Annotated in this window: 17 protein-coding genes; 10 read left to right on the forward strand and 7 right to left on the reverse strand. The window is 44.5% G+C overall.

Annotation, left to right across the window (positions count from 1 at the left end):
- The first annotated feature begins 253 nt into the window (after positions 1 to 253).
- The 3 genes from LYNGBM3L_RS15955 to LYNGBM3L_RS15960 all read left to right on the forward strand — a co-directional run bounded on the left by LYNGBM3L_RS15955 (position 254) and on the right by LYNGBM3L_RS15960 (position 3,910).
- Positions 254 to 2,515, forward strand: a complete 2,262-nt coding sequence (locus LYNGBM3L_RS15955; protein WP_008185236.1) for a ribonucleoside-diphosphate reductase subunit alpha — start codon at positions 254 to 256, stop codon at positions 2,513 to 2,515.
- 28 nt (positions 2,516 to 2,543) lie between these two features.
- A complete protein-coding gene (locus LYNGBM3L_RS40885) occupies positions 2,544 to 2,729 on the forward strand; it encodes a hypothetical protein (protein WP_131827162.1) in 186 nt (61 codons plus the stop codon).
- A 146-nt stretch (positions 2,730 to 2,875) separates the two neighbouring features.
- A complete protein-coding gene (locus LYNGBM3L_RS15960) occupies positions 2,876 to 3,910 on the forward strand; it encodes a ribonucleotide-diphosphate reductase subunit beta (protein WP_008185238.1) in 1,035 nt (344 codons plus the stop codon).
- Here the strand turns inward: LYNGBM3L_RS15960 and LYNGBM3L_RS40890 are convergent.
- Positions 3,907 to 4,119 (reverse strand): hypothetical protein, encoded by a 213-nt coding sequence (locus LYNGBM3L_RS40890; RefSeq protein WP_143764218.1) that lies wholly within the window; start codon positions 4,117 to 4,119, stop codon positions 3,907 to 3,909. The genes LYNGBM3L_RS15960 and LYNGBM3L_RS40890 overlap by 4 nt on opposite strands.
- 13 nt (positions 4,120 to 4,132) lie before the next feature.
- Here LYNGBM3L_RS40890 and LYNGBM3L_RS15965 point away from each other — a divergent pair, with 13 nt between their 5' ends.
- Positions 4,133 to 4,771, forward strand: coding sequence for a lysophospholipid acyltransferase family protein (locus LYNGBM3L_RS15965; RefSeq protein ID WP_008185240.1), 639 nt, complete (start codon positions 4,133 to 4,135; stop codon positions 4,769 to 4,771).
- A 313-nt stretch (positions 4,772 to 5,084) separates the two neighbouring features.
- Here LYNGBM3L_RS15965 and LYNGBM3L_RS15970 read toward each other — a convergent pair whose 3' ends face one another.
- Together LYNGBM3L_RS15970 and LYNGBM3L_RS43665 are read right to left on the reverse strand one after the other, a co-directional pair.
- Entirely contained in the window at positions 5,085 to 7,547 is a 2,463-nt protein-coding gene (locus LYNGBM3L_RS15970) for a CHAT domain-containing protein (protein WP_131827164.1), read from the reverse strand.
- 28 nt (positions 7,548 to 7,575) lie between these two features.
- A complete protein-coding gene (locus tag LYNGBM3L_RS43665) occupies positions 7,576 to 7,740 on the reverse strand; it encodes a hypothetical protein (protein WP_154659814.1) in 165 nt (54 codons plus the stop codon).
- 4 nt (positions 7,741 to 7,744) lie between these two features.
- On the opposite strand from LYNGBM3L_RS43665, the gene LYNGBM3L_RS43670 reads away from it, so the two are divergent.
- Both LYNGBM3L_RS43670 and LYNGBM3L_RS15975 read left to right on the forward strand, forming a co-directional pair.
- Positions 7,745 to 7,894 (forward strand): hypothetical protein, encoded by a 150-nt coding sequence (locus tag LYNGBM3L_RS43670; RefSeq protein WP_229414522.1) that lies wholly within the window; start codon positions 7,745 to 7,747, stop codon positions 7,892 to 7,894.
- A gap of 371 nt (positions 7,895 to 8,265) precedes the next feature.
- Positions 8,266 to 9,165, forward strand: coding sequence for a phytanoyl-CoA dioxygenase family protein (locus tag LYNGBM3L_RS15975; protein ID WP_008185243.1), 900 nt, complete (start codon positions 8,266 to 8,268; stop codon positions 9,163 to 9,165).
- A gap of 363 nt (positions 9,166 to 9,528) precedes the next feature.
- Here the strand turns inward: LYNGBM3L_RS15975 and LYNGBM3L_RS15980 are convergent, their stop codons facing one another.
- Positions 9,529 to 12,351, reverse strand: coding sequence for a CHAT domain-containing protein (locus tag LYNGBM3L_RS15980; RefSeq protein WP_063747935.1), 2,823 nt, complete (start codon positions 12,349 to 12,351; stop codon positions 9,529 to 9,531).
- A 58-nt stretch (positions 12,352 to 12,409) separates the two neighbouring features.
- On the opposite strand from LYNGBM3L_RS15980, the gene LYNGBM3L_RS45815 reads away from it, so the two are divergent.
- The 3 genes from LYNGBM3L_RS45815 to LYNGBM3L_RS15995 all read left to right on the forward strand — a co-directional run bounded on the left by LYNGBM3L_RS45815 (position 12,410) and on the right by LYNGBM3L_RS15995 (position 17,209).
- Positions 12,410 to 12,781, forward strand: a complete 372-nt coding sequence (locus LYNGBM3L_RS45815) for a hypothetical protein (RefSeq protein WP_008185246.1) — start codon at positions 12,410 to 12,412, stop codon at positions 12,779 to 12,781.
- Positions 12,782 to 13,207: 426 nt separating this feature from the next.
- The gene (locus LYNGBM3L_RS15990) at positions 13,208 to 15,016 is read left to right on the forward strand and encodes a hypothetical protein (protein ID WP_008185249.1); all 1,809 of its coding nucleotides are present in this window, start codon (positions 13,208 to 13,210) and stop codon (positions 15,014 to 15,016) included.
- A gap of 525 nt (positions 15,017 to 15,541) precedes the next feature.
- Positions 15,542 to 17,209 (forward strand): DUF8225 domain-containing protein, encoded by a 1,668-nt coding sequence (locus tag LYNGBM3L_RS15995; RefSeq protein ID WP_008185253.1) that lies wholly within the window; start codon positions 15,542 to 15,544, stop codon positions 17,207 to 17,209.
- A gap of 35 nt (positions 17,210 to 17,244) precedes the next feature.
- Here LYNGBM3L_RS15995 and LYNGBM3L_RS45820 read toward each other — a convergent pair whose 3' ends face one another.
- From LYNGBM3L_RS45820 to LYNGBM3L_RS16005, 3 genes are all read right to left on the reverse strand, one after another.
- A complete protein-coding gene (locus LYNGBM3L_RS45820; protein ID WP_165691810.1) occupies positions 17,245 to 17,439 on the reverse strand; it encodes a hypothetical protein in 195 nt (64 codons plus the stop codon).
- Between the two features lie 22 nt (positions 17,440 to 17,461).
- On the reverse strand, positions 17,462 to 20,284 hold the full coding sequence (locus LYNGBM3L_RS16000) for a CHAT domain-containing protein (RefSeq protein WP_008185255.1): 2,823 nt from the start codon (positions 20,282 to 20,284) through the stop codon (positions 17,462 to 17,464).
- A gap of 96 nt (positions 20,285 to 20,380) precedes the next feature.
- Complete coding sequence (locus tag LYNGBM3L_RS16005) at positions 20,381 to 22,867, reverse strand: CHAT domain-containing protein (RefSeq protein WP_008185258.1); 2,487 nt, start codon at positions 22,865 to 22,867, stop codon at positions 20,381 to 20,383.
- Between the two features lie 442 nt (positions 22,868 to 23,309).
- Here LYNGBM3L_RS16005 and LYNGBM3L_RS16010 point away from each other — a divergent pair, with 442 nt between their 5' ends.
- The gene (locus tag LYNGBM3L_RS16010) at positions 23,310 to 24,905 is read left to right on the forward strand and encodes a hypothetical protein (protein WP_008185259.1); all 1,596 of its coding nucleotides are present in this window, start codon (positions 23,310 to 23,312) and stop codon (positions 24,903 to 24,905) included.
- Positions 24,906 to 25,040: the final 135 nt, after the last annotated feature.

Below are 25,040 nucleotides of genomic sequence, written 5' to 3' on the forward strand. Positions count from 1 at the left end.
TGGAAACTAAAGAGTTAACCCTATTGGTAGTGTTGTACCTTGAGGGTTAGCAAGCAATAGTGTATTATATCTAAGATTCTGAGCAACTGCTGAAAAGGCCACAAACCCTGTCGGCAACAACTATAAGCCAAGTCAATCCAGATTTAGTATAGTAGAGCTTGGGAATTAAAGAGTTAACCCTATTGGTAGTGTTGTACCTAGGGGTTAGCAAGTCATGGTGTGTTAAATCTAATATTCTGCCCAACCAGTGAAAATGCAACAAACCCTGTCGGCAACAACCATAACCCAAAATCAAGGTAATATTCAGGTGATCAAACGCGATGGTTCTCTGACTTCCCTTGATATCTCGAAAATTCGTGCTGTTGTTGAGTGGGCTTGTGCTGGCAAGGATGTCAATCCGATCACTCTAGAAGCCGGACTCACTACCCGCTTGCGTGATGGTGTTACTACCAGAGAGATTCAGGATAACTTGATCAACTGTGCCCTGGAAATGTGTAGTCCTGATCAGCCTGACTGGCGCTATGTAGCAGGACGACTACAGATCTGGAGTCTATGGAAAGACACCCTGGTAAACCGTGGTTATGAGTACGGTGACTACCCTAGAACTGTTCGCTCCAAAGTAGAGTCTGGTCAATATGACCCCAGTATCTTAACCTATACGACTGAGGAGCTAAAAGAAGCAGGTTCTTGGATTAATCGGGATTGGGACACGGATTATGATTATGCAGGGGCTGTACTGCTAACTCGTCGGTATCTCCTAGGGGATGAGTTGCCCCAAGAGGCATTTTTAACTTGTGCTCTGCTGCTAGGGTCAGTGGAAGTCCCGGAAGATAGACTAGGTTGGGCAAGGCGATTTTATGAAGCGATCGCACAACGGAAAATATCTCTAGCTACCCCGATCCTGGCTAATCTCAGAATTCCTCAGGGGTCTCTGTCTTCCTGTTTTATCACTAGCATTGATGACAACCTGGAAAGCATCTTTGAAGGAATTACTGATACGGCCAGAATCTCCAAAAACGGTGGTGGTGTTGGGGTCAATGTCAGCCGGATTCGGTCAACCGGTAGCTGGGTGATGGGCAAAGCCAATGCTTCGGGCGGGGTAATTCCTTGGATTAAACTGCTTAACGATACTGCGATCGCAGTTAATCAAGGAGGCCGTCGGGCAGGGGCAGTCACCGTTAGTGTAGATGTGTGGCATCTCGATGTGCCAGAGTTTCTGGAGATGCAAGCGGAAAATGGCGATCCCCGGCGCAAGGCTTATGATATCTTTCCCCAATTGGTGATTCCCGATGAGTTTATGCGTCGGGTGGTTAATAAAGAAGACTGGACATTAATCGATCCCTATGAAGTACGGATCAAGCTAGGCATTGAGCTATCGGAACTTTGGGCAGAAGAGTTTGAAAGCGCCTATCAAACCATTGAAGCAGCCATCGGCGAAACCCTGACTCTCTATAAGACCGTGAATGCTCGGGAACTCTTCAAGACGATTATGCGATCGCAAGTAGAGACCGGAATGCCTTACTTGGCGTTCAAGGATACCATTAACCGCGCTAATCCTAATCAACACCAGGGCTACATCCCAGCGGTAAATCTTTGTACCGAAAGTTTCTCTAATGTCGAAATTGGACATGCTGCTCACTGTTGCAATTTGGACTCGATCAATCTCGCCAATATTGAAGAAACTGAATTGCCCAATATCTGTCGTCTAGCAGTGCGGATTCTGGATAACACTATTGATTTAAGCACTCCTCCTTTTAAAGCAGCTCATAGTCACAATCAGAAATACCGCACCATCGGAGTAGGTTGTATGGGATTAGCGGATTGGTTAGCTAAACGGTGGCTAACCTATAACAACCTCAAGGAAATTAGTAACTTATTTGAGGATATTGGCTACTACTGCACCCATGCATCTATGGAACTGGCTATCGAACGTGGTGCTTACGCTGCTTTCGATGGTAGTGAGTGGAGTAAAGGTAAGCTAATTGGCGCTAAACCGGTGGAATGGTTTGTAGAAAATTCCCAGCATGGAGAGCGTTGGGTAGCCCTATCTCAGGATATTCAACAATTTGGGATTCGCAATTCTCATATTAGTGCGATCGCACCCAATACATCCTCATCCTTAGTACAAGGGTGTACCGCTAGTGTCTTACCAGTTCACAGCAAATTCTTCTATGACAAATGGGCAAAAGGCACTGTACCCATTGCCCCACCCTTTATTAAAGACAATTTTTGGTTATACCACGAAAACAAAAACTTTGATCAGAAAAAAGTTGTTAAAGCAATCGCCACTATCCAGCAATGGATTGATACTGGGATTTCCATGGAATTGTTATTTAACTTAAACCAAGGAGTCTATTTCCCAGACGAACCTGAACGCACCCTCAAAGCCAAAGACATCTATGAAACCCTAGTCATGGCTTGGGAATTAGGATGTAAAGCCGTGTACTATATCCGAACCGTCCAGCGTGACAACTTCAAAGAATTAGACAACACTTGTATCGCTTGCGCGAATTAGTTAGTAAGCATTCAGCGGTCAGTGGTCAGTGGTCAGTGGTCAGCTTTGTGGAACAGGCTTCCAGCCTGTGAAGCATAGGTCAGCGGTCAGCGGTCAGCGGTCAGCGGTCAGCGGTCAGCGGTCAGCCTTGTGGCACAGGCTTCCAGCCTGTGACTTCACTCAGATTAAACAAATGCTTACCTGTGTTATTCACAAGCTGATAGCTGATGGCTGATGGCTGATGGCTGATAGCTGATAGCTGATGGCTGTTGCTCCCCACCCTCCCCAAACTTCCCGCGCCCACTCCCCACACTCTCTGTTCCCTGTTCCCGACTCCCGACTCCCGAGTCCCGACTCCCTAGAAAAAAAATGCTAACTACAATGCCAATTAACCCTATCTTTAATCCAGATGGGGATGACAAAACTGAACACCGTTCAATTTGGTTTGGTAATACCACTAACTTGATGCAACTCAATGATGTCCGTTATGCTTGGGCAATTGGGTTGTATCAACAGATGCGGGAGAATTTCTGGATTCCCCAGAAACTAGACCTAACTCAAGATGTAACAGATTACTCCAATTTAACGCCAGCAGAACGTTATGCTTATGATGGGATTCTCTCCTATTTAACCTTTTTAGATTCCGTTCAAACCTGCAATATTCCTCACATCAAAAGTAGCATTACTGCCCCAGAAGTTAGTCTGTGTATGGCGGAACAAATTTCTCAGGAAGGGATGCACAATCAAAGTTATCAATATATCATTGAAACCGTTATCCCTACTGAACATAGAAGTAAAGTCTATGAATTCTGGCGCACTGATAAAGTGCTCAGGGATAGATGCGAATTTGTCGCCAGTTTCTATCAAAAGTATGTTGATAATCCCACCCCAGAAAACTATTTTGTTTCCTTACTGGCTGACTTTTTATTAGAAGGAATGTACTTCTATAATGGCTTCATTTACTTCTACAATCTCGCCTCTAGGATGCTGATGCCAGGCTCAGCGGACATTTTTAAAATGATTAATCGAGATGAACTGAGTCATGTCCGCCTTTATCAAAAGTTAATCCCCATGGCCATGGACGTATTTCCCTATTCCAGTGAGCAAATTTATGAAATGTTTGCCACAGCAGTGGAGCATGAATGTCGCTGGACTAATCATATTGTTGGTAACGATATTTTAGGGATTACCGAACGGAGTACTGAGCACTACACCAAGTATCTCGCCAATATCAGGTTACGTTCTATTGGATTAGACCCCCTTTACAAGGGCGAAAACTATCAAAAGAGTCCCTACAGCCACTTAGAGCGTTTTTCTGATACTAAAAAAGATGCTCATACTAAAGCCAACTTTTTTGAAGCTAGCGTAACTAGTTATGTGATGTCTTCTGGGGTCAGTGGTTGGGATGAAATTTAGGGAGTAGGGAATCGGGAGTAGGGAGTCGGGAGCGGTGCGACCCGTGGCGAATTTAATTCGCCAACGGAAAGCGCACCGAGGGAGTCGGTAGTGAGGTAAACAAGATTTTTTCCCTGTTGCGGTGATCCGCTGTTCCCTATTCCCAGATCCGCTATTCCCTGTTCCCTTCCCCCAAATAGTAAACTAGAAACCAAACCATCCAAATCCACCAATAAATTCTCAGTGACTAGAAGCCGCGAACCATTGCCCAGCCTGCTGCTGTATCACGCCCTGAAGTGGTCAGTGGTTAGCCCCTTAATCCATACCTATTTCCGGGGTCGCATTTATGGTGCTAAACACGTACCCACGTCGGGACCACTGGTGGTGGTGAGTAACCATGCTAGTGACTTTGACCCACCGATTTTAGCCAATTGTGTGGGACGTCCAGTAGCCTTTATGGCCAAAGAAGAATTGTTTCGTGTGCCAGTCCTGAAACAGTTTATTGAATTGTATGGTACTTACCCGGTTAAACGAGGGACACCAGACCGGAATGCCCTGCGTTCTGCTCTCGATTGCCTCGACAATGGCTGGGCCGTTGGTGTGTATTTGGATGGCACCAGGACACGGGATGCTCGCATTCATAACCCCAAGCTTGGTGCGGCCTGGATTGCAGCCCAAGCCCAAGCACCACTGCTACCGGTTACCTTGTGGGGAAGTCAAGCAATTGTTAAAAAAGGTTCCTTGATGCCACGGTCTGTACCCTTAACCGTGCGCATTGGTAAGCTGATTGATCCTCCTAGCTCCAGTAAGCGAGACGAATTGCAAGCTGTGACCCAACAGTGTGCTGCAGCGATTAATGCCCTCCATGATTTGGGACGTTGATTATGTGGGAATAGGGAGTCGGGAGTAGGGAATCGGGAATCGGGAATAGATGTAGGGTGGGCAGTGGCTCAGACAGATTCCGACCTTGCCATCGAAGTTGGTAGCCACTGCCACAATTTGATCGTAGTTGCGTAGGGTGCGTGATAGGACGGCTCCCTCTCATTTTCGCTCGTAGTCAGCCTTGGAACGAGCCGGCCCGTAACGGCGACCACCGGGTCAAACAGTAGAATTTGATGTAGGGTGGGCAGTGGCTTAGACAGATTCCGAACCTTGCCATCGGGTTGGTAGCCACTGCCCACCAACTGCCGACCAACTACCTCGCCTCGCCAATCACAGTAAAAGCCGCCCAAGCTTTCGGGTCTGGATTACCATCTTCATCATTGAGCATCGATAACATCGCCTCTCGCATGGCTTTGGCTTTATCCATTTTGTGAGTATAAATATTAGTATAAAACTCCCTCATCAACTTGGCCGTATCATCATCAGGCACTTGCCATAAGGACACCACTAAACTGGGTACACCTGCGGCAATCAAAGAACGGGATAAACCAACTACCCCTTCCCCTTTAATCTCACCCCTACCAGTATCACAAGCACTCAGAACCACTAACTTTGCTTTCAATAAGGATTTTTCCGGTAGTCCGTAACCAATCAGAATTTCATCACTGGTCAGAAAGCCATCATGGTCTGGTTGGTCAGGAGCTAATGCGATCGCACCGGGATAATCAATACCATTGACATCATCCAGTAAACCATGGGTAGCGAAATGGATAAGCCTTGCATTGGCCATTTTCCGCACAATGGTTGGTTCTGTTGCTTCCAAACCAATTAGAGCTTTTGTATTCAGCAATTGAGCAATGGTTAATGCTTCTGTTTCTGCACCCAGTAGAGGGGTTAAGGGTTTTTGTTCTAGTCCTATTTTAATCGTAGGCATGGTGGGATTACCCACAATCAATGGTTTTCCCCGGCTGTGTTGGACTCGATGCCAATGTTGACGGGTAAACGACAGGGATTGGATCGAAGGAGCAGTGAGAATGGTATGGTTTTCGATTAGATACTTGTGGTTATTATCTTGGAGAGCAGCAAAGGGGACTAGAAATAGTGAGTGATGGGGAATAAAAATAATACGGTCTGATGGGTTTATTGGTAATACGTCAACAATGGGAGTAATCAGCAGTTGGTAGAGTTGGTGTAGTCGATTACTATCGTTAGTGGTTTGTAGTGAAGCAGCATTCTGATTACCTCGACCTCTGACACCAATCTGCATACGACTGACTTTGACTAGTTCGGCCAGAGAAGTATCTTGTGGTAATGTATTACTACGGAAAGTAATCTCACCAGTAGGAGCAATCACCCAAATATAAATCTGGTCATCAACAATGGAATATTCCACCAAAGTGGCTTGTTGTTGTTGAGCAATCTCTTGAATGTCTTTAAGAGTAGGAGCTTTAGTTTTTTGAGGAGTTTCAGATAACTGTGCCGCTAATAAATCAATCAGAGCGCGGTTGCGACCCCGTTCGGAAATCTCTAAGGCTTGTTTTGGTTTACCTTGAGCAACCAATACCTGTTGTAAAAGACGATAGCTGGCAGCTTGTGTTTCAAAAATAGAAACCTTCCAATCATCTTCGTTACCGAGGTCTTGGCGGATATATTCCCAAATTTCAATGGCATCAAACAGGTGAGTTTGGGCTGGTTTTAGTTGATTCTTTTTTAAGAATGTAGCACCGAGATTATTCAGGAAGACAGCTTCACCCTTGCGGTGTCCGATTTCCCTAGCAATAGCTAAAGATTGTTGGTAGTAATCAATCGCTTTTTTATAGTCTCCCAGATTATCGTATGCATTACCCAGATTATTCAGGGAGGAAGCTTTACCTTCGCGGTGTCCGATTTCCCTAGCAATAGCTAAAGATTTTTGGTAGTAATCAATCGCTTTTTTGTAGTCTTCCAAACTATCGTATACATTACCCAGATTACTCAGGGACCGAGCTTCACCCAGGCGGTGTCCGATTTCCCTAGCAATAGCTATCGATTGTTGGTGGTAATCAATCGCTTTTTTATAGTCTCCCAGATCATAGTATGCATTACCCAGATTATTCAGGGAGTAAGCTTCACCCAGGCGGTCTGAGATTTCCCTAACAATAGCTAAAGATTGTTGGTGGTAATCAATCGCTTTTTTATAGTCTCCCAGATTATCGTATGCACTACCCAGATTATTCAGGGAGGAAGCTTCACCCAGGCGGTCTGAGATTTTCCTATCAATAGCTATCGATTGTTGGTAGTAATCAATCGCTTTTTTATAGTCTCCCAGATTCTGGTATGCATTACCCAGATTAGTCAGGGAGCCAGCTTCACCTTCGCGGTGTCCAATTTCCCTAGCAATAGCTAAAGATTTTTGGTAGTAATCAATCGCTTTTTTATAGTCTCCCAGATGATTGTATGCATTACCCAGATTATTCAGGGAGTTAGCTTCACCCAGGCGGTCTCCAATTTGTTTATAAATCACCAATGCTTGCTGCCAAGACTCTAATCCTTCTGGGAACTTACTGCGACGAAGGTGACTAAGTCCTTGCTTAAATAGTTTGTCCGCCTCTGCTTGATTAATGGCTACTTGAACTATGGCATCCCTAGGGGCTAAATTCCCCTCTTGCTCTGGGCTAACCGTGTTTTGTTCTTGAGCCACTGGTGGTAAAGTGAGGAATCTAGCCACAACAGGCAATTCCCTAGGAGTGAGGCAGACAGTGAGAAGTCCCAACCATAAGACGTGCTTAAGTTTCATATCGGATATTGAATTATTCCCTACTTCCCTATATCTGAGAGATTCCTGATCCTATGCAATGATTCAGGGAGCAGGGAGTCGGGAGTCGGGAATCGGGAGTCGGGAATCGGGAGTCGGGAGTCGGGAGTCGGGAATAGGGAACAGTTACTGTTTGAGCCGGTGGGTGGAATGGGCATCTTGGTGGAACGGGCATCTTGGTGGAATGGGCATCTTGGTGGAACGGGCATCTTGCCCGTTACAATTCCCAGACGGGCTGTCCCAACCTGGACGTTGAGGCGGACAATGAGTGGCAGCCCCTCTCTAACATACCCTACGCAACTACTAGAAAAATAGCGATCGCATTATAGCTGGACAAGGGTTATCAAAATTAATAAGCATAAATACTGATTGGCTCAATCTCATATCCACTAGGTATTTCAAAATAAGATGCGTTTACCCTGGGTACGCTATGGTCAGCCATCTCACGCTATCCTCATCTTTAGTGGCAGGGTCGTTCCCCAAGCATGGAAGGTAATTGGGGAACGACCCTGCCAATAGTGCTCGAACAATTGGCAAAAATCGTCTACCTCACAGAAAATGCCTGTGATGTCCTTTCGCGATACAATACTGGTCGTAGCTGGCACAGATCTCATTGCTTCAAACCTAGTCGAGCGCCTTTCTTTCAGTTTTGTCTAGTTCGTCGAACTCACGTTAATTTATGAGATCAGGTATGAATAATATGTATGAACTAACTGATGATCAAGTTAATACTTTCTACCATAAAGGTTGGATTGGACCCCTTGATATATTCTCATACCAAGAAGTGGAATCTGTGAGAAAAGAAATAGAAGCAATTAGCCAAATTGAATTGCTGGACGAGCAGAAAATCTTAACTTTTTCACATAGTGATTTTGGTGTAAAAACAGCACATAACCATCATTTATACTGTAAGCTTTTGTCTGACATTTTTGAAGACAAAAGAGTGGTGTCTCGCTTAAACCAACTCGGGGAAGCAAACTTATTATTATGGAGGACAAGTATTTTTCATAGAATGCCTGGACAAGAGGGAATTGATTGGCATCAGGCAATTCAATACTATGAAGATTATCCAAATATAAATGAAAATGACCTTTTTTTACTTTTTCCCAAAGGGGAAAAGGTGCTTAACATTACTGTGTGGATAGCCTTGGAAGATCTTACTTCTGAAATGGGCACATTGTTCTTTGCTAATGGTTCCCATCGTCAGCAATTTCAAAGCATTGAAGTTTCTTTGGGAGAAGGATTGTTGAAAGAAGAAAAGTGTGACATAAACTTGGAAGCAGAGCCAGAATCAAAACGATACTCTAAAGTCTGTCAATTTAATGAAAACGAGTGGGAGATAGAATCTATTCCAATGGTAAAAGCAGGTCAGGCAATTATATTTACTGAGCAAGTAATGCACAGTGCCCCTTCCAATTGTTCCAATAAAGAAAGATGGGTAATTGTTGGACGCTATATCAGACCTAGCGTAATAGTTCATCCACAACTACAAAACAATAATTACATTGATAGCTATGGTTGCGATCTAAGAAAACACTTTTGCATTTTAGTATCCGGTAGCGACAATTATAAAATCAATAAAGTTGTTACCAGGAATTGACAAGGAGAGTAGCTGGGGGGGCGATATGTAAGCTGAAATCCTTACTGGGTAATATAGCAGAAGTCATTTGTCAGAAGTCATTTGTCAGAAGTCAAACTCTTGCGCTTCTTGATGCAATAGCGAGTGGGGGAAACCCCCAAGACCGTAATGGTGCTTTTTCCGTTGGCGAATTAAATTCGCCACGGGTCGCACCTCTGCATCGCTTACAAAGGGTGTGAGACTTTTGTCATGTCCTAACTGCCCTGGCGACTGCTATAATTTCAGCCCATAAGTTACTTAGGGATACAGCGCCGCCAAAGGGGGTTTCCACGGGGCTTTCAAGGTGCGGACGCAGGTGACCCACGCAGCCCCTCCCTACCCTCTCTACCTCGCTTCACCAATAACAGTAAAAGCCGCCCAAGCTTTCGGGTCTGGATTACCATCTCCATCATTAAGCATGGATAACATCGCCTCTCGCATGGCTTTCGCTTTATCGAATTTGTGGGTGTAAATATTCGTATAAAACTCCCTCATCAACTTGGCCGTATCATGATCAGGCACTTTCCATAAGGACACCACCAAACTGGGTACACCTGCCGCAATCAAAGAACGGGATAAACCAACTACCCCTTCCCCTTTAATCTCACCCCTACCAGTATCACCAGCACTCAGGACTACTAACCTTGCTTTCAATAACGGTTTTTCCGGTAGTCCGTAACCAATCAGAATTTCATCACTGGTGAGAAAGCCATCATGGTCTGGTTGGTCAGGAGCTAATGCGATCGCACCGGGATAACCAATACCATTGACATCATCGAGTAAACCATGGGTGGCTAAATGGATAACGGAAGCATTGGCCATTTTTTCCACAATGGTTGATTCTGTTGCTTCTGGTCCAATCAGAGCAGTGGTCTTCAGCAATTGAGCAATGGTTAATGCTTCTGTTTCTGCACCCGGTAGAGGGTCTAACGGTATTTGTTCCAGTCCTACATTAATTTTGGGCATGGTGGGATTACCCACAATCAATGGTTTTCCGTTGCTGTGTTGGACTCGATGCCAATGTTTACGGGTGAACGACAGGGATTGGATCGAAGGAGCAGTGAGAATGGTATGGTTTTCGATTAGATAATTTCCGTCATCATCTTGGAGAGCAGCAAAGGGGACCAGAAATAGTTCTTGATGGGGGATAAAAATAATACGGTCTGATTCGCTTTCAGGTAATAAGTCAACAATGGGAGTAATCAGGAGTTGGTAGAGTTGTTGTAGTGGATTACTATTGTTAGGGTTTGGTGGTGAATCAGCATTCTGATTACCTCGACCTCTGACACCAATCTGCTCACGACTGACTTTGACTAGTTCCGCCAGAGTGGTATCTTGGGGTAACCTATTACTACGGAAAGTAATCTCACCAGTGGAAGCAATCACCCAACTATAAATCTGGTCATCAACAATCGAATATTGTACCAAGGTGGCTTGTTGTTGTTTAGCAATCTCTTGAATGTCTTTAAGAGTAGGAACTTTAGTTTTTTGAGGAGTTTCAGATAACTGTGCCGCTAATAAATCAATCAGAGCGCGGTTGCGACCATGTTCGGAAATTTCTAAAGCTTGGTTTAGTTTACCTTGAGCAACCAATACCTCTTGTAAAAGACGATAGCTGCGAGCTTGTTCTTCAAAAATAGAAACCTTCCAATCATCTTTGTTACTGAGTATTTTGCGGATATATTCCCAAACTTTAATGGCATAAAACAGATTACTTTGGGCTTGTTCTAGTTGATTGTTTTCTAAAAAGATAGTACTGAGATTATTTAGCGATTTAGCTTCAACCAGGAGGTGTCCGATTACCCTAGCAATAGCTATGGATTGTTGGTGGTAATCAATCGGTTTTTTGTAGTCTTCCAGATCATAGTATGCAAGACCCAGATTACCCACGAAGCGATCTCTACCCTTGCGGTCTCTAATTTCCCTAGCAATAGCTAAAGATTGTTGGTGGTAATCAATGGCTTTTTCGTAATCTCCCAGCTCATAGTATGCATTACCCAGATTAGTCACGGAAGCAGCTTCACCCATGAGGTCTCTAATTGTCCTAGCAATAGCTATGGATTGTTGGTGGTAATCAATCGCTTTTTCGTAATCTCCCAGATGATAGTATGCATTACCCAGACTAGCTAGGGAGTTAGCTTTACCTCTCGGGTATTGGTTTTCCCTAGCAATAGCTAAATATTGTTGGTAGTAATCAATGGCTTTTTTGTAGTCTTTCAGATGATAGTATGCATTACCCAGATTACCCAGGGAGTTAGCTTCACCAATGAGGTCTCTAATTGTCCTAGCAATAGCTATAGATTGTTGGTGGTAATCAATGGCTTTTTTGTAGTCTCCCAACTCATAGTATGCATTACCCAGATTATTCAGGGAACCAGCTTCACCCTCGCGGTTTCCGATTTCCCTAGCAATAGCTATCGATTGTTCCTGGTAATCAATGACTTGTTTGTACTCTCCTAGATAATAGTATGCACCACCCAGATTATTCAGGGAGTTAGCTTCAACCTCGCGGTTTCCGATTTTCCTAGCAATAGCTAAAGATTGTTGGTGGTAATCAATCGCTTTTTTGTACTCTTCCAGATTACCGTATGCAAGACCCAGACCTCTCAGGGATTTAGCTTCAGCCTCGCGGTTTCCGATTTCCCTAAAAATGTCTAAGGATTGTTGGTAGTAATCAATCGCTGTTTTGTAGTATCCTAGACCATTGTACGCACTACCCATATTACTCAGGTGGTTAGCTTCACCCAGGCGATCGGTGATTTCCTGAGCAATAACTAAGGAGTTTTGGTGGTAATCAATGGCTGTTTTGTACTCTCCCAGAGTACCGTATGCATTACCCAAACTAGTCAAGGAGTTAGCTTCACCCTCGGGGTATCGAATTTGTTTATAAATTACCAATACTTGCTGCCAAGACTGTAATGCTTCTGGGAACTTACTGCGACCAAAGTGACTAATTCCGTGGTTCAGGAGTTTATCCGGTTCTGCTTTCTTACTGTCTACTTCAACTATGGCATCACTAGGGGTTATAGTCCCTTCTTGCTCTGGGCTCACAGTGTTTTGTTCCTGAGCCAGTGCTGGTAAAGTGAGGAATCTAGCCACAACAGGCAATTCCCCAGGAGTGAGGCAGACACTGAGAAGTCCCAAGCATAAGACGTGCTTAAGTTTCATATCGGATATTGAATTATTCCCTACTTGGCCATATCTGAGAGATTCCTGAACCTATGCAATGATTCAGGGAATAGGGAGTAGGGTGTGGGGTGTGGGGTGTGGGGTGTGGGGTGTCAGGAGTCGGGAGTCGGGAGTCGGGAGTCGGGAACAGTTACTGTTTGAGCCGGTGGGTGGAATGGGCATCTGGCTGTGGAATCGGCATCAGGCTGTGGCATGGGCATCAGGCTGTGGCATGGGCATCAGGCTGTGGCATGGGCATCAGGCTGTGGCATGGGCATCAGGCTGTGGCATGGGCATCAGGCTGTGGCATGGGCATCAGGCTGTGGCATGGGCATCAGGCTGTGGAATGGGCATCTGGCTGTGGAATGGGCATCTTGCCCGTTTCAATTTCCGGGCAAGCCCGTCTGATAGCAATCGCCAGGGCAGTTAGGACATCGACATTANTCTCACACCCTTTGTAAGCGATGCAAAGGTGCGACCCGTGGCGAATTTAATTCNCCAACGGAAAAAGCACCATTACGGTCTTGGGGGTTTCCCCCACTCCCTATTGCATCAAAAANCGCAAGAGTTTGACTTCTGACAAAGGACTTCTGACAAAGGACTTCTGCTATATCACGCACCCTACGGAACTACTCTCGACTGCGGAAGGGGGAGAGCAAGAGTACCCTCGCGGGTACCTTCAAATTCCAGAGAGCTTTGGAAAAATGGTAGTTAACAGTTCAATCTTTCTGAAGTCCTTTTCTAAATTCATAGAGATTCACTATGACAACTAACAACGAAGATTTAATCCATGCTCTTCTGGGAAAACTTTACCAGACACTTACCGCAGGAGTTTAAAAAGATATTGAAGAGGATAATGCCTAAAGTAGACTTAGCAAAATTTGGTATTTTTGCCGTTTTACTGGTATTTCTGTTAGGTAGTTCATGGGTGCTGGCTGATATGTTGCAAAATCAGGCTATTGCGGCTTCCTACGTGCAATTTGCTACAGGTAATTTCCAGTTGCGGAGTTATCGGAAGGCTACTCATCCCAAGTTTGGGAGTAGTCCTGACAGAGAAATCTTTTCGCCTGTGTCTGTCCCTAACTGCACTGCCGTAATTCCTGACCAAATTTATCGTTTTGTTGAGGGTATAGATAGCTGCCTTCAACTAATGACAGATGATGAAATTGAGCAGATGCTCAAGGATCCATTTGCTACTGGGATTCTGAGCAAAGGAACATTTCCAGAGAATGTAGATGCTCTAGCTGCTGCTATTGCTGACTCCCAACTCAACTTGGAATCAGCGAACTACTTGCTTGGAGAAGGCAGTCAAATCCCGACGACTATTGCATCCCGTGAAGAACCCCGTAACCTTCGTTATGTTCTTACTTGGGGAACGAGTCGCACCAGTAATGCCGATATTCTTGTGAGTACAGCTGCCGGTGGCAACTCTAGCTTTTTGCAAGTAATTGCCTGGGATGCACAAGCCAAAAAATACAACTTCTATGAATTGCGGGAACAGGTAGGTGAACAACCAGGTACATCTACCAAAGTTTGGACTTGGGCTGGGGATTCTGGGATGGCGCGGGCAAAACCAACTATGGGAGTGGGCTGTTTTGATTGTCACCATAATGGTGTGGTGATTATGAAAGAACTTGCTCCACCCTGGAACAATTGGCATTCTCAGCGGGGGCCAATCTCACCCCTAGTAGTGCCGTTAAGGGTGACCCAAGAAATATTCTTTCAGAACTTGCAAGGAGCCGAGGTGCTTGAGCAGGTAATTCGCAGTGGTTTCATTAACTACCATAAGAATTGGTTGCGCGATCGCTACAAAAGACAAGAAGGAGTTATTAACTTAACGGACGTCAACCAGATGCTACGTCATCTGACCACCAACACTACCATCAATTTGGCCTCAACGAAGATTGAAAGCAATGGAGCCAATACTAGCCCAGCCAACCGTGCTGTTGATGGTATTCCCAATGACTTTTTTGTTTGGGATTCAGCCCTCAAGACCAGCTTAGGTCTTAACTACAATATCCCGCTGATTACCTTCGAGCGACAAGAGTATGACAATTACCTAAATACCAATCATTTCCAACTGGTTCAATCTGACTTCACCAAACCGGATGATTCTCCACTGTACGAAGAGGATGGCTCTACCTACTTTTCTTTCTTTGTGCCAGTTCCTGCTGCAGAAGACCTCTACATGCTCACACGGATGCGAAGTGCCAAGATTTTGACAGATAAATTCATTGCTGCTGTCTTGATGGTGGACTTCAAAAACCCTGTCTTTTCCGAAAAGCGGTCTAGCTTGCAGCAGTACGCTGAGCAAGTCACAACAGGCACAATCATCAATGGGATTAGTAGTGTACCCAATGATTTTGCCGAGAAAGTTAGAGTTGCTGCTGCTAACCAGTCTCCCTGCGATCCTACTAACTTTGACCAATGCACTGCGGAACAACAGTTTTTGCAAACATGGGAACTACCTGATAATCAGTGGAAATCCTTTGTCGAAGAGCAAATTCAGGCTTATTTGGATGAATTAAACACACTTTCTCCTAGGGAGCAGTTAGCTCAACTGATGGAATCAAGTGTCAAGCGCCGGGAGCAGTTTCAATCCTGGCCAACAATTAGTAACCTGAATGAATTTAGCTTGTTACTTCCCCAGAGTGATTTAAGGTAAGCATTCAGCTATCAGCTATCAGCTATCAGCTTAAGCGCTACGCGCACGCTACGCGAACAGCTATCAGCTATCAGCTATCAGCTTAAGCGCTACGCGCTACGCGCACGCTACGCGAACAGCTATCAGCTATCAGCTATCAGCTTAAGCGCTACGCGCTACGCGCACGCTACGCGAACAGCTATTAGCTATCAGCTATCAGCTATCAGCTTAAGCGCTACGCGCACGCTACGCGAACAGCTATTAGCTATCAGCTATCAGCTATCAGCTATCAGCTATCAGCTATCAGCTATCAGCCTATGCGCTATGCGCACCCTACGCGAACAGCTTTTGAAGAAAATAGCTGACCGCTGACCGCTGACTGCTGAATGCTTACCTATTAAATTCTCTCGTTCTAGGTTTATTTTAAGCACCTCAAGTAGCGTGAGCTTTTAGCTGACGGCTGATCGCTGAATGTTTAGAAATTAACTGAAACAACAACAACTTACTTGTGATATCGATAACAGTAAAAAACTAAGGAGTCAATCAATGGCTAAACTACCTCAATTTGATCCACCAGCCAATCAAAATGATTTTTGTGGAGAAGAAGAAAAGGAACAAGCATTACGCACTCGCTGGAGTAATAACATCAATCGCTATACAGAACAAACCTTGAAAAACGATCCGTGGAGTTCAGTTAACCAACCACCCCTAAGCCAATATTTCAATCCTCTCAAAACTGATATTCCAGAAGGAACGAAGGGTGTACCTATTAAATGGACGGCGTTCCCGAACCGGATTTTAATGGCATATCCCAATGTTGGGGAACGTACCCAGTGGCAATATGCTGACGAAGGACCACCCCCGGAGGATAACTATGGTCCGAGTGGTCCCCGTGGCTGGCAGGATGAATATTGTGAGTGGAGCGTCACCCGCAATGCAGAGGGTAAGATTACCAAAATAATGTTCACATGTGAGAACCGAGAATACTGGTATACCTTGTGGGAAGTCGATCCCAATGTTGTCTTGGGCCTTTACCAGAAATTAGTCAGTCCCCAGGTCAAAATTGAGGATCTGTATCTGCGTAACCAACAAGGTAATTTAGTTATCGATCCCGCCACGGGGCGACCAGCTTATAACGATCGCAATGTCTGGAATAGCACCACGACTGCTGGAGCGGTTCACCTGATTAGCAATCCTAATTCCCTAAGTGCGGAAGTATTTCTAGCTGGACAAGCCACAGTCCTCCGTAGAGATGTAGCAGGTAATCCAATTACAGACAAAAACCAGCTGATCAATTGCAGTCGGTATGGTACCCCAAACCGTAACAGTGATCCCACCATTGGAGCGTTGGTTAACGGAGTAGTGCGGGGAACAGGAGAACCAGGTTCTGGCATGCAGATATCCCTGGCAAATCCCGTCGGTCTGTACATCCAAGAACCTAGTTTTAACACCTACGAATTACCCTTTGATGCCCCTGAAGATGCTAAACCCTCAGACTACTGGAAGGTGATTCGCGGACGTAAACGGGACTCTGGCCAGGAAATGGACTATATTCTCCATGCAGTTTATGAAGTGCCTGAGGAGTTAGGCTTTACGGTTAGCGATATTACCATCAATGGATTCAATATTGAATACGGGGCACAAATTGCTCAAACTTTCCAAATTGCTCTTGCCGGTCTGCCCTTGCCTCAGGTCAACCAAGATGGGCTTCTTTGTGCAGGGGAACCAAAGTTATTACCTCGTCCGTATGTCTTGAGAGAATTGGAAATGCTTAGTGTAGCGTTTCGTTCTAGCTTAAATATGCGTATTGAGCCAGGGACTACCGTGGAGAATGTTGTACTATACGCATTTGACAGCGATTCACAATCCACTATTGAATTTACTGGTTCACCAGGTATTACCTTTGAACAAACAGATTTTCAGGATCTAGGTAGTAATCAGCAAGTGTTCATCCTCACCATCACTGCTGCTCCTGATGCTCCCTTGGGGAATCGTTCTATTCTTATGAAAAATCCCGATCCGGATAACCCCGCAAACTATTACGGTGGTCCTGCTGTTTTTGGTTTATTAGAAGTCGTTGCACCAGGTACACTTAACAGAAAACAGGATGCTGCTGTATCTGAGTTGGCAGAAACTACTCCCACAGCGATAGCAGTGCCAGATAAACTTCTCTTGGCTCCCATTGAGTTATCCAACAGGAGCAATGGTAGGTAATACTTAGATCTTGCACCAAGTTTAAAATTTACCTGTCAAGCTAGGGAACAGGGAACGGGGAACAGGGAGCAGGGAATAGGGAACAGGGAATAGGGAATAGGGAACAGGAATAGTGGTGCGTTACGGGACGGGGATCCCAACCGATGCCAAAAGCCGGAAAACCATGGCAAGCCCGTCTTATCACGCACCCTACGCACCTCCCCCATCTCCCCATCTCCCCATCTCCCCATCTCCCCACACTTCCCACCCTCTCTACCTAGCCTCACCAATCACAGTAAAAGCCGCCCAAGCTTTCGGGTCTGGATTACCATCTCCATCATTAAGCATCGATAACATCGCCTCTCGCATCGCTTTCGCTTTATCGAATTTGTGAGTGTAAATATTAGTATAAAACTCCCTCATCAACTTGACCGTATCATGATCAGGTATTTTCCATAGGGACACCACCAAACTGGGTACACCTGCCGCAATCAAAGAACGGGATAAACCAACTACCCCTTCCCCTTTAATCTCACCTCTACCAGTATCACAAGCACTCAGGACGACTAACTTTGCTTTCAATAAGGATTTTTCCGGTAGTCCGTAACCAATCAGAATTTCATCACTGGTGAGAAAGCCATCATGGTCTGGTTGCTCAGGAGCTAATGCGATCGCACCGGGATAACCAATACCATTGACATCATCGAGTAAACCATGGGTGGCTAAATGGATAACGGAAGCATTGGCCATTTTTTCCACAATGGTTGATTCTGTTGCTTCTGCTCCAATTAGAGCTTTTGTATTCAGCAATTGAGCAATGGTTAAGGCTTCTGTTTCTGCACCCAGTAGAGGGGTTAAGGCTTTTTGTTCTAGTCCTATTTTAATCGTAGGCATGGTGGGATTACCCACAATCAATGGTTTTCCCCGGCTGTGTTGGACTCGATGCCAATGTTTACGGGTGAACGACAGGGATTGGATCGAAGGAGCAGTGAGAATGGTATGGTTTTCGATTAGATAATTTCCGTCATCATCTAGCAGAGCAGCAAAGGGAACCAGAAATAGTTCTTGATGGGGGATAAAAATAATACGGTCTGATGGGTTTGTTGGTAATACGTCAACAATGGGAGTAATCAGCAGTTGGTAGAGTTCCTGTAGTCGATTACTATTGTTAGGGTTTGGTGGTGAAGCAGGATTCTGATTACCTCGACCTCTGACACCAATCTGCAGACGACTGACTTTAACTAGTTCCGCCAGAGTAGTATTTTGGGGTAACGTATTACTACGGAAAGTAATCTCACCAGTTGGAGCAATCACCCAAATATAAATCTGGTCATCAACAATGGAATATTCCACCAAGGTGGCTTGTTGCTGTTTAGCAATCTCTTGAATGTCTTCAAGAGTAAGAGTTTTGGTTTTTTGAGGAGTTTCAGATAACTGTGCCGCTAATAAATCAATCAGAGCGCGGTTGCGACCCCGTTCGGAAATCTCTAAGGCTTGTTTTGGTTTACCTTGAGCAACCAACACCTGTTGTAAGAGACGATAGCTGCGAGATTGTTTTTCAAAAATAGAAATCTTCCAATCATCTTTGTTACGGAGGATATGGCGGATATCTTCCCAAATTTTAATGGCATCAAACAGGTTAGTTTGAGCCTGTTCTAATTGATTATTTTCTAACAAAACAGCACCGCGAATACTCAGGGGTATAGCTTGAAGCCGACGATCTAAAATTTTCCTAGCAATAGCTAAAGATTGTTGGTAGTAATCAATCGCTTTTTTGTACTTTTCCAGAGAGTAGTATGCAAAACCTAGATTATTTAGGGAGTAAACTTCACTCATGCGGTCTTCGATTTCCCTAGGAATAGCTAAAGATTGTTGGTGATAATCAATCGCTTTTTTGTACTCTCCCAGAGAGTAGTATGCAACAGCCAGACCAGTCAGGAAGCCAGTTTCACCCTGGCGGTTTCCGATTTTCCTAGGAATAGCTAAAGATTGTTGGTAGTAATCAATCGCTTTTTTGTAGTCTCCCAGATTGCCGTATGCAACACCCAGATCACTAAGGGACTTAGCTTCACCCTGGCGGTCTTCGATTTCCCTAGCAATAGCTAAAGATTTTTGGTGGTAATTAATAGCTTTTTTGTACTCTCCCAGATTATAGTATGCACTACCCAGATTACCCAGGGAGTAAGCTTCACCCAGGCGGTTTCCGATTTCCTTATCAATAGCTAAAGATTGTTGCTGGTAATCAATCGCTTTTTTATAGTCTCGTAGATAATAGTATGCAAGACCCAGATTAGTCAGGGAGCGAGCTTCACCTTCGCGGTTTCCGACTTCCCTATAAAAAGCGATCGCTTCTAGCTGGTAATAAATCGCTTTGTTGTAGTCTCCCAAACTCTCGTATGCATTAGCCAGATTAGTCAGGGAGCGAGCTTGACCCTTGCGGTGTCTAATTTGCCTAGCAATAGCTAAGGATTGTTGGTAGTAATCAATCGCTTTTTTGTAGTTTCCCAAACTCTCGTATGCATCACCGAGATTAGTCAGGGAGATAGCTTCACCCTTGCGGTCTCCGATTTCCTTAGCAATAGCTAAGGATTGTTGGTAGTAATCAATCGCTTTTTTGTAGTTTCCCAAACTCTCGTATGCATCACCGAGATTAGTCAAGGAGATAGCTTCACCCTTGCGGTCTCCGATTTCCTTAGCAATAGCTAAGGATTTTTGGAGGTAATCAATCGCTTTGTTGTACTCTCCCAGACCAAGGTATGTAAGACCCAGACTAATCAGGGAGGCAGCTTCACCCTCCCGGTTTCCGATTTGTTTATAAATTACCAATGCTTGCTGCCAAGACTGTAATGCTTCTCGGAACTCACTGCGATAAAGCTGACTAAGTCCTTGCTCAACGAGTTTGTCCGCCTCGGCTTGCTTACTGTCTACTTGAACTATGGCATCACTAGGGGCTATAGTCCCTTCTTGCTCTGGGCTAACCGTGTTTTGTTCTTGAGCCAGTGCTGGTAAGGTGAGGAATCTAGCCACAACAGGCAATTCACAAGGAGTGAAGCAGACAGTGAGAAGTCCCAACCATAAGACCTGCTTAAGTTTCATATCGGATATTGAATCATTACTTACTTGGCCATATCTGAGATATTCCTGAGCTTATGCAATGATTAAGGGAGCAGGGAGTCGGGAGTCGGGAAGTCTCTACCTAGCCTCGCCAATAACCGTAAAAGCCGCCCAAGCTTTCGGGTCTGGATTACCATCTCCATCATTGATCATCGATAACATCGCCTCTCGCATGGCTTTCGCTTTATCGAATTTGTGGGTGTAAATATTAGTGTAAAACTCCTTCATCAACTTGACCGTATCATGATCAGGTATTTTCCATAACGACACCACCAAACTGGGTACACCGGCGGCAATCAAAGAACGGGATAAACCAATTACCCCTTCCCCTTTTATCTCACCCCTACCAGTATCACAAGCACTGAGCACTACTAACTTTGCTTTCAATAAGGGTGGTTTCTGGTGTTGGTCACTGATCATAATTTCACGACTGGTGAGAAAGCCATCATGGTCTGGTTCCTCAGGAGCTAATGCGATCGCACCGGGATAATCAATACCATTGACATCATCCAGTAAACCATGGGTAGCGAAATGGATAACCGAAGCATTGGCCATTTTCCGCACAATGGTTGGTTCTGTTGCTTCCAAACCAATCAGAGCTTTTGTATTGAGCAATTGAGCAATAGTTAATGCTTCTGTTTCTGCACCCAGTAGAGGGGTTAACGGTTTTTGTTCCAGTCCTATTTTAATCGTAGGCATGGTGGGATTACCGACAATCAATGGTTTTCCCCGGCTGTGTTGGACTCGATGCCAATGTTTACGGGTGAACCACAACGATTGGATCGAAGGAGCAGTGAGAATGGTATGGTTTTCGATTAGATACTTGCCCTGATCATCTAGCAGAGCAGCAAAGGAAACCAGAAATAGTTCTTGATGGGGGATGAAAATAATACGGTCTGATGCAGTTCTTGGTAATAAGTCAACAATCGGAGTAATCAGCAGTTGGTAGAGTTGGTGTAGGGGATGTTGTAGTAGATTATTATTGTTAGTATTTAGTGGTGAAGCAGCATTTTGATTACCTCTACCTCTGACACCAATCTGCAGACGACTGACTTTGACTAGTTCCGCCAGAGAAGTATCTTGTGGTAATGTATTACTACGGAAAGTAATCTCACCAGTAGGAGCAATCACCCAAATATAAATCTGGTTCTTAACAATCGAATATTCAACCAAAGTTGCTTGTTGTTGTTGAGCAATTATTTGAATGTCTTCAAGAGTAGGAGCTTTAGTTTGACGACGTTCAGATAACCGTGCCGCTAATAAATCAATCAGAGCGCGGTTGCGACCCTGTTCGGAAATTTCTAAGGCTTGTTTTAGTTTACCTTGAGCAACCAAAACCTGTTGTAAGAGACGATAGCTGCGAGCTTGTGCTTCAAAAATAGAAACCTTCCAATCATCTTGATTCCCCAGGTTTTGGCGGATATCTTCCCAAATTTTAATGGCATCAAACAGGTGAGTTTTTGCCTGTTCTAGTTGATTGTTTTCTAAGAAAGTAGCACCGAGATTATTCAGGGAGTAAGCTTCACCCTTGCGGTGTCCGATTTCCCTAGCAATAGCTATGGATTTTTGGTGGTAATCAATTGCTTTTTTGTACTTTCCCAGATTACCGTATGCAATACCGAGATTCTCTAGGGCGTGAGCTTCACCCTTGCGGTGTCGGATTTCCCTAAAAATCCCTAAGGATTGTCGGTGGTAATTAATCGCTTTTTTGTAGTCTCCCAGATTACCGTATGCAATACCCAGATTATCCAGGGAATAAGCTTCACCCCGGCGGTTTCGGATTTCCCGTTTAATAGCTAAGGATTTTTGCTGGTAATCAATCGCTTTTTCGTAGTCTCCCAGATGACGGTATGCATTAGCCAGATTACCCAGGGAGCCAGCTTCACCATCGCGGTTTCCGATTCCCCTAGCAATAGCTAAAGATTTTTGCTGGTAATCAATCGCTTTTTTGTAGTCTCCCAAACTCTCGTATGCATTCCCCAGATTACTCAGGGAGCGAGCTTCACCTTGGCGGTTTCGGATTTCCCTAAAAATGTCTAAAGATTGTCGGTGGTAATCAATGGCTTTTTTGTAGTTTCCCAGATTACCGTATGCAAACCCCAGATTAGTCAGGGAGCCAGCTTCACCCTCGCGGTCTGGGATTTGCCTAGCAATAGCTATCGATGGTAAGTAATTATTAATTGCTTGTTTGTACTCTCCCAGATTAGCGTATGCACGACCCATATTACCCAAGGAGTTAGCTTCACCCTGGCGGTGTCCGATTTGTTTATAAATCACCAATGCTTGCTGCCAAGACTTTAATGCTTTTCGGAACTCACTGTCACCAATGTGACGAAGTCCTTGCTTAAATAGTTTGTCCGCCTCTGCCTGCTTACTGTCTACTTCAACAAAGGCATCACCAGGGGCTAAACTCCCTTCTTGCTCTAGGCTAACAGTGCTTTGTGCCTGATCCAGTACTGGTAAATTCAGGAATCTAGCCAGAACAGGGAATTGCCCAGGGGTAAGGCAGAGAGTGAAAAGTCCCAAAAACAAGACCTGTTTAAGTTTAATAGGATGTGGTATCATAACCTATTTACCTAAATCTGAGACATTCCTCAGCCTAGGCAATTATTGGCAAGGGTAGGGTGCGTTAGGGGTGGGCTAACCCGGATGGATTTTCAAGCACTGAGCGCCTGGTTGAAATAGCCCACCCCGTAACGCACCACAGCAGAATTAGGGAGTAGGGAGTCGGGAGTAGGGAGTCGGGAATAAAATTTAGATGTACCTGACTATACAAGAAAACACTAATACTCCTCAGACCTACTTCCTACCCTTCACTTATACACTTCAAGCCCAATTTTTTCCACAAAATGCATAGGGTCGGATAGTTACCAGATAGGTAAGAGTAAGATTTGGTTCCCTTGTCGGCGGAGATTGCTAGGATGCATCTCACTTTGCTTTTTGACCCTGTGGTGCGTTACGGGGCCGACTATCCCAACCCTGGCGCTCGAGCCGAAAATTAGGGCAAGTGGTGCGTTACGGGGCCGACTATCCCAACCCTGGCTACGAGGCGAAAAATAACGGCAAGTCCGCCCCTAACGCACCCTACGCACCCTACGCACCTATTGCCTATTGCCTATTGCCTATTGCCTATTGCCTATTGCCTATTGCTACTCCCTACTCCCTCATGAAAACCAGCTTAGCCAAATACTGGACACTCAATTATATTAATCGTTTGGGTCAACATCAAACTAAACCCATAGAAAAGGCTAAGGAGTTTATCAGTGCCCAAGCTCTTACCTTGTCTACAGGTGAAGACACCATAGACCAAGCCCTGATTAGCAGACTGTGGGAACGTTATCATAGCCAAGACGAGGACCTTGAGCTCGCTGAGGTTTGTCTACGTTGTTTAGTTTCTCAGCAAATCAAGGAGGTTTGTTATCAGTTAGTAGAGCAATTTGGTCAGCAGCATAATTTTACCATGGATGACCTAATGCCATTAGTACTTGACCGTTATCATGAGGGCGATCAAGGCCATAAACTAGATGAAAATAAGTCTCTAATTACCTATACTTTAAAAACCTTTGACCCAGATAAAAGTAGCTTATTTGCCTGGACAAAGAGACTGGTTAAAACCAATAAGGAGGTAAAACGATTTTTACTATACTATGGAATTGAGCAGGTAACCGATTGGTTATTACTCAAACAAACCACTCCTGGTAAACTACACCGGATTATATCGGAGTTTCATCAGCTAACTGCTCAGGAAATTAACCACTATCGTGAGTTATTAGAAAGTTATCAAAGGATTTATGTAAGTCAACTGCAAGCAGAGCGTAATCAAATTAACCAACAACGACAACAACAAGGCTTAGGTAAACTCACAACTCCCTACCCAATTCCTACCAAAGAGCAATTACAGCTGATAGGTAAACTATCTCCAGAAGCAGTGCTTACTGAGTTACAAACCTTAGCTCAGCTAATTCGAGACTATAAACGGAATCATGGCCGGAATGTGCCCACTCAAGCTTTAGGAAAATTTGAGCATCAATTAGCAGCTGATGATACAAGTAATAATCAGGAAGAAAACGAAGTATTAGCTGCCTATGACCAATTACTACAGGATTGTTTAACTACCGCTATTCAAGACGTTATTCAAAACCGAGTTACTTATCTAAGTCGTCAACAAAAGCCAAAACATCAGCAATTTTTAGAAGCCCTAGATTTATTTCACTGTCACCATGTCACTATGACTAAGATTGCTGCCCAAATTGGCTTCACTGCTCAATATCAAGTCAGTCGCTTGCTAGACCTGAAAGCTTTTCGGGCTGATATTGCTAGACGCACTTCCGTAAGATTACATCACCAACTAGTGGAGTTAGGCCAAGCCTACGCTTCTGCACAAGAGGTTAAGGAATTAGACAAACGAATTAGTCAGTTTGTAGAGGAAGCAATTAACCAGATTATGACTGCAGCTAGGAAGGAGACTTTTGTTAAAAACCAATACAAACTCTCTAGTAATTTTTCTCGCACCTTATGTGAATTATTGAACAAGGGAGTGGGGAGTCGGGAATCGGGAATCGGGAATCGGGAGTCGGGAGAAGAAAAAGGGAGTAGGGAGTAGGGAGAAGAAAGTTAAATGGACGTCATATAGCCATTTGCAGATAAGTTAATTATGAAAATGAGACAAAAAAGATAAAGTCCACTTCTTAATTGGCAATAATAAATAACTTAGCTTGAATGCCAACTTTTATTACGG

Origin of the sequence: Moorena producens 3L (genome assembly GCF_000211815.1) — a bacterium.
Lineage (GTDB): Bacteria > Cyanobacteriota > Cyanobacteriia > Cyanobacteriales > Coleofasciculaceae > Moorena > Moorena producens.

What these genes read in the sequence shown, in the direction of transcription:
- LYNGBM3L_RS15975 (WP_008185243.1), top strand. Translation starts at nt 8,266, where the DNA reads ATGTATGAACTAACTGATGATCAAGTTAATACTTTCTACCATAAAGGT.
- LYNGBM3L_RS15995 (WP_008185253.1), top strand. Translation starts at nt 15,542, where the DNA reads ATGGCTAAACTACCTCAATTTGATCCACCAGCCAATCAAAATGATTTT.
- LYNGBM3L_RS15970 (WP_131827164.1), bottom strand. Translation starts at nt 7,547, where the DNA reads ATGAAACTTAAGCACGTCTTATGGTTGGGACTTCTCACTGTCTGCCTC.
- LYNGBM3L_RS16000 (WP_008185255.1), bottom strand. Translation starts at nt 20,284, where the DNA reads ATGAAACTTAAGCAGGTCTTATGGTTGGGACTTCTCACTGTCTGCTTC.
- LYNGBM3L_RS43665 (WP_154659814.1), bottom strand. Translation starts at nt 7,740, where the DNA reads ATGCCCGTTCCACCAAGATGCCCATTCCACCCACCGGCTCAAACAGTA.
- LYNGBM3L_RS15955 (WP_008185236.1), top strand. Translation starts at nt 254, where the DNA reads ATGCAACAAACCCTGTCGGCAACAACCATAACCCAAAATCAAGGTAAT.
- LYNGBM3L_RS16005 (WP_008185258.1), bottom strand. Translation starts at nt 22,867, where the DNA reads ATGATACCACATCCTATTAAACTTAAACAGGTCTTGTTTTTGGGACTT.
- LYNGBM3L_RS15990 (WP_008185249.1), top strand. Translation starts at nt 13,208, where the DNA reads ATGCCTAAAGTAGACTTAGCAAAATTTGGTATTTTTGCCGTTTTACTG.
- LYNGBM3L_RS45815 (WP_008185246.1), top strand. Translation starts at nt 12,410, where the DNA reads ATGATTCAGGGAATAGGGAGTAGGGTGTGGGGTGTGGGGTGTGGGGTG.
- LYNGBM3L_RS15980 (WP_063747935.1), bottom strand. Translation starts at nt 12,351, where the DNA reads ATGAAACTTAAGCACGTCTTATGCTTGGGACTTCTCAGTGTCTGCCTC.
- LYNGBM3L_RS15960 (WP_008185238.1), top strand. Translation starts at nt 2,876, where the DNA reads ATGCCAATTAACCCTATCTTTAATCCAGATGGGGATGACAAAACTGAA.
- LYNGBM3L_RS45820 (WP_165691810.1), bottom strand. Translation starts at nt 17,439, where the DNA reads ATGGGGAGATGGGGAGATGGGGAGATGGGGGAGGTGCGTAGGGTGCGT.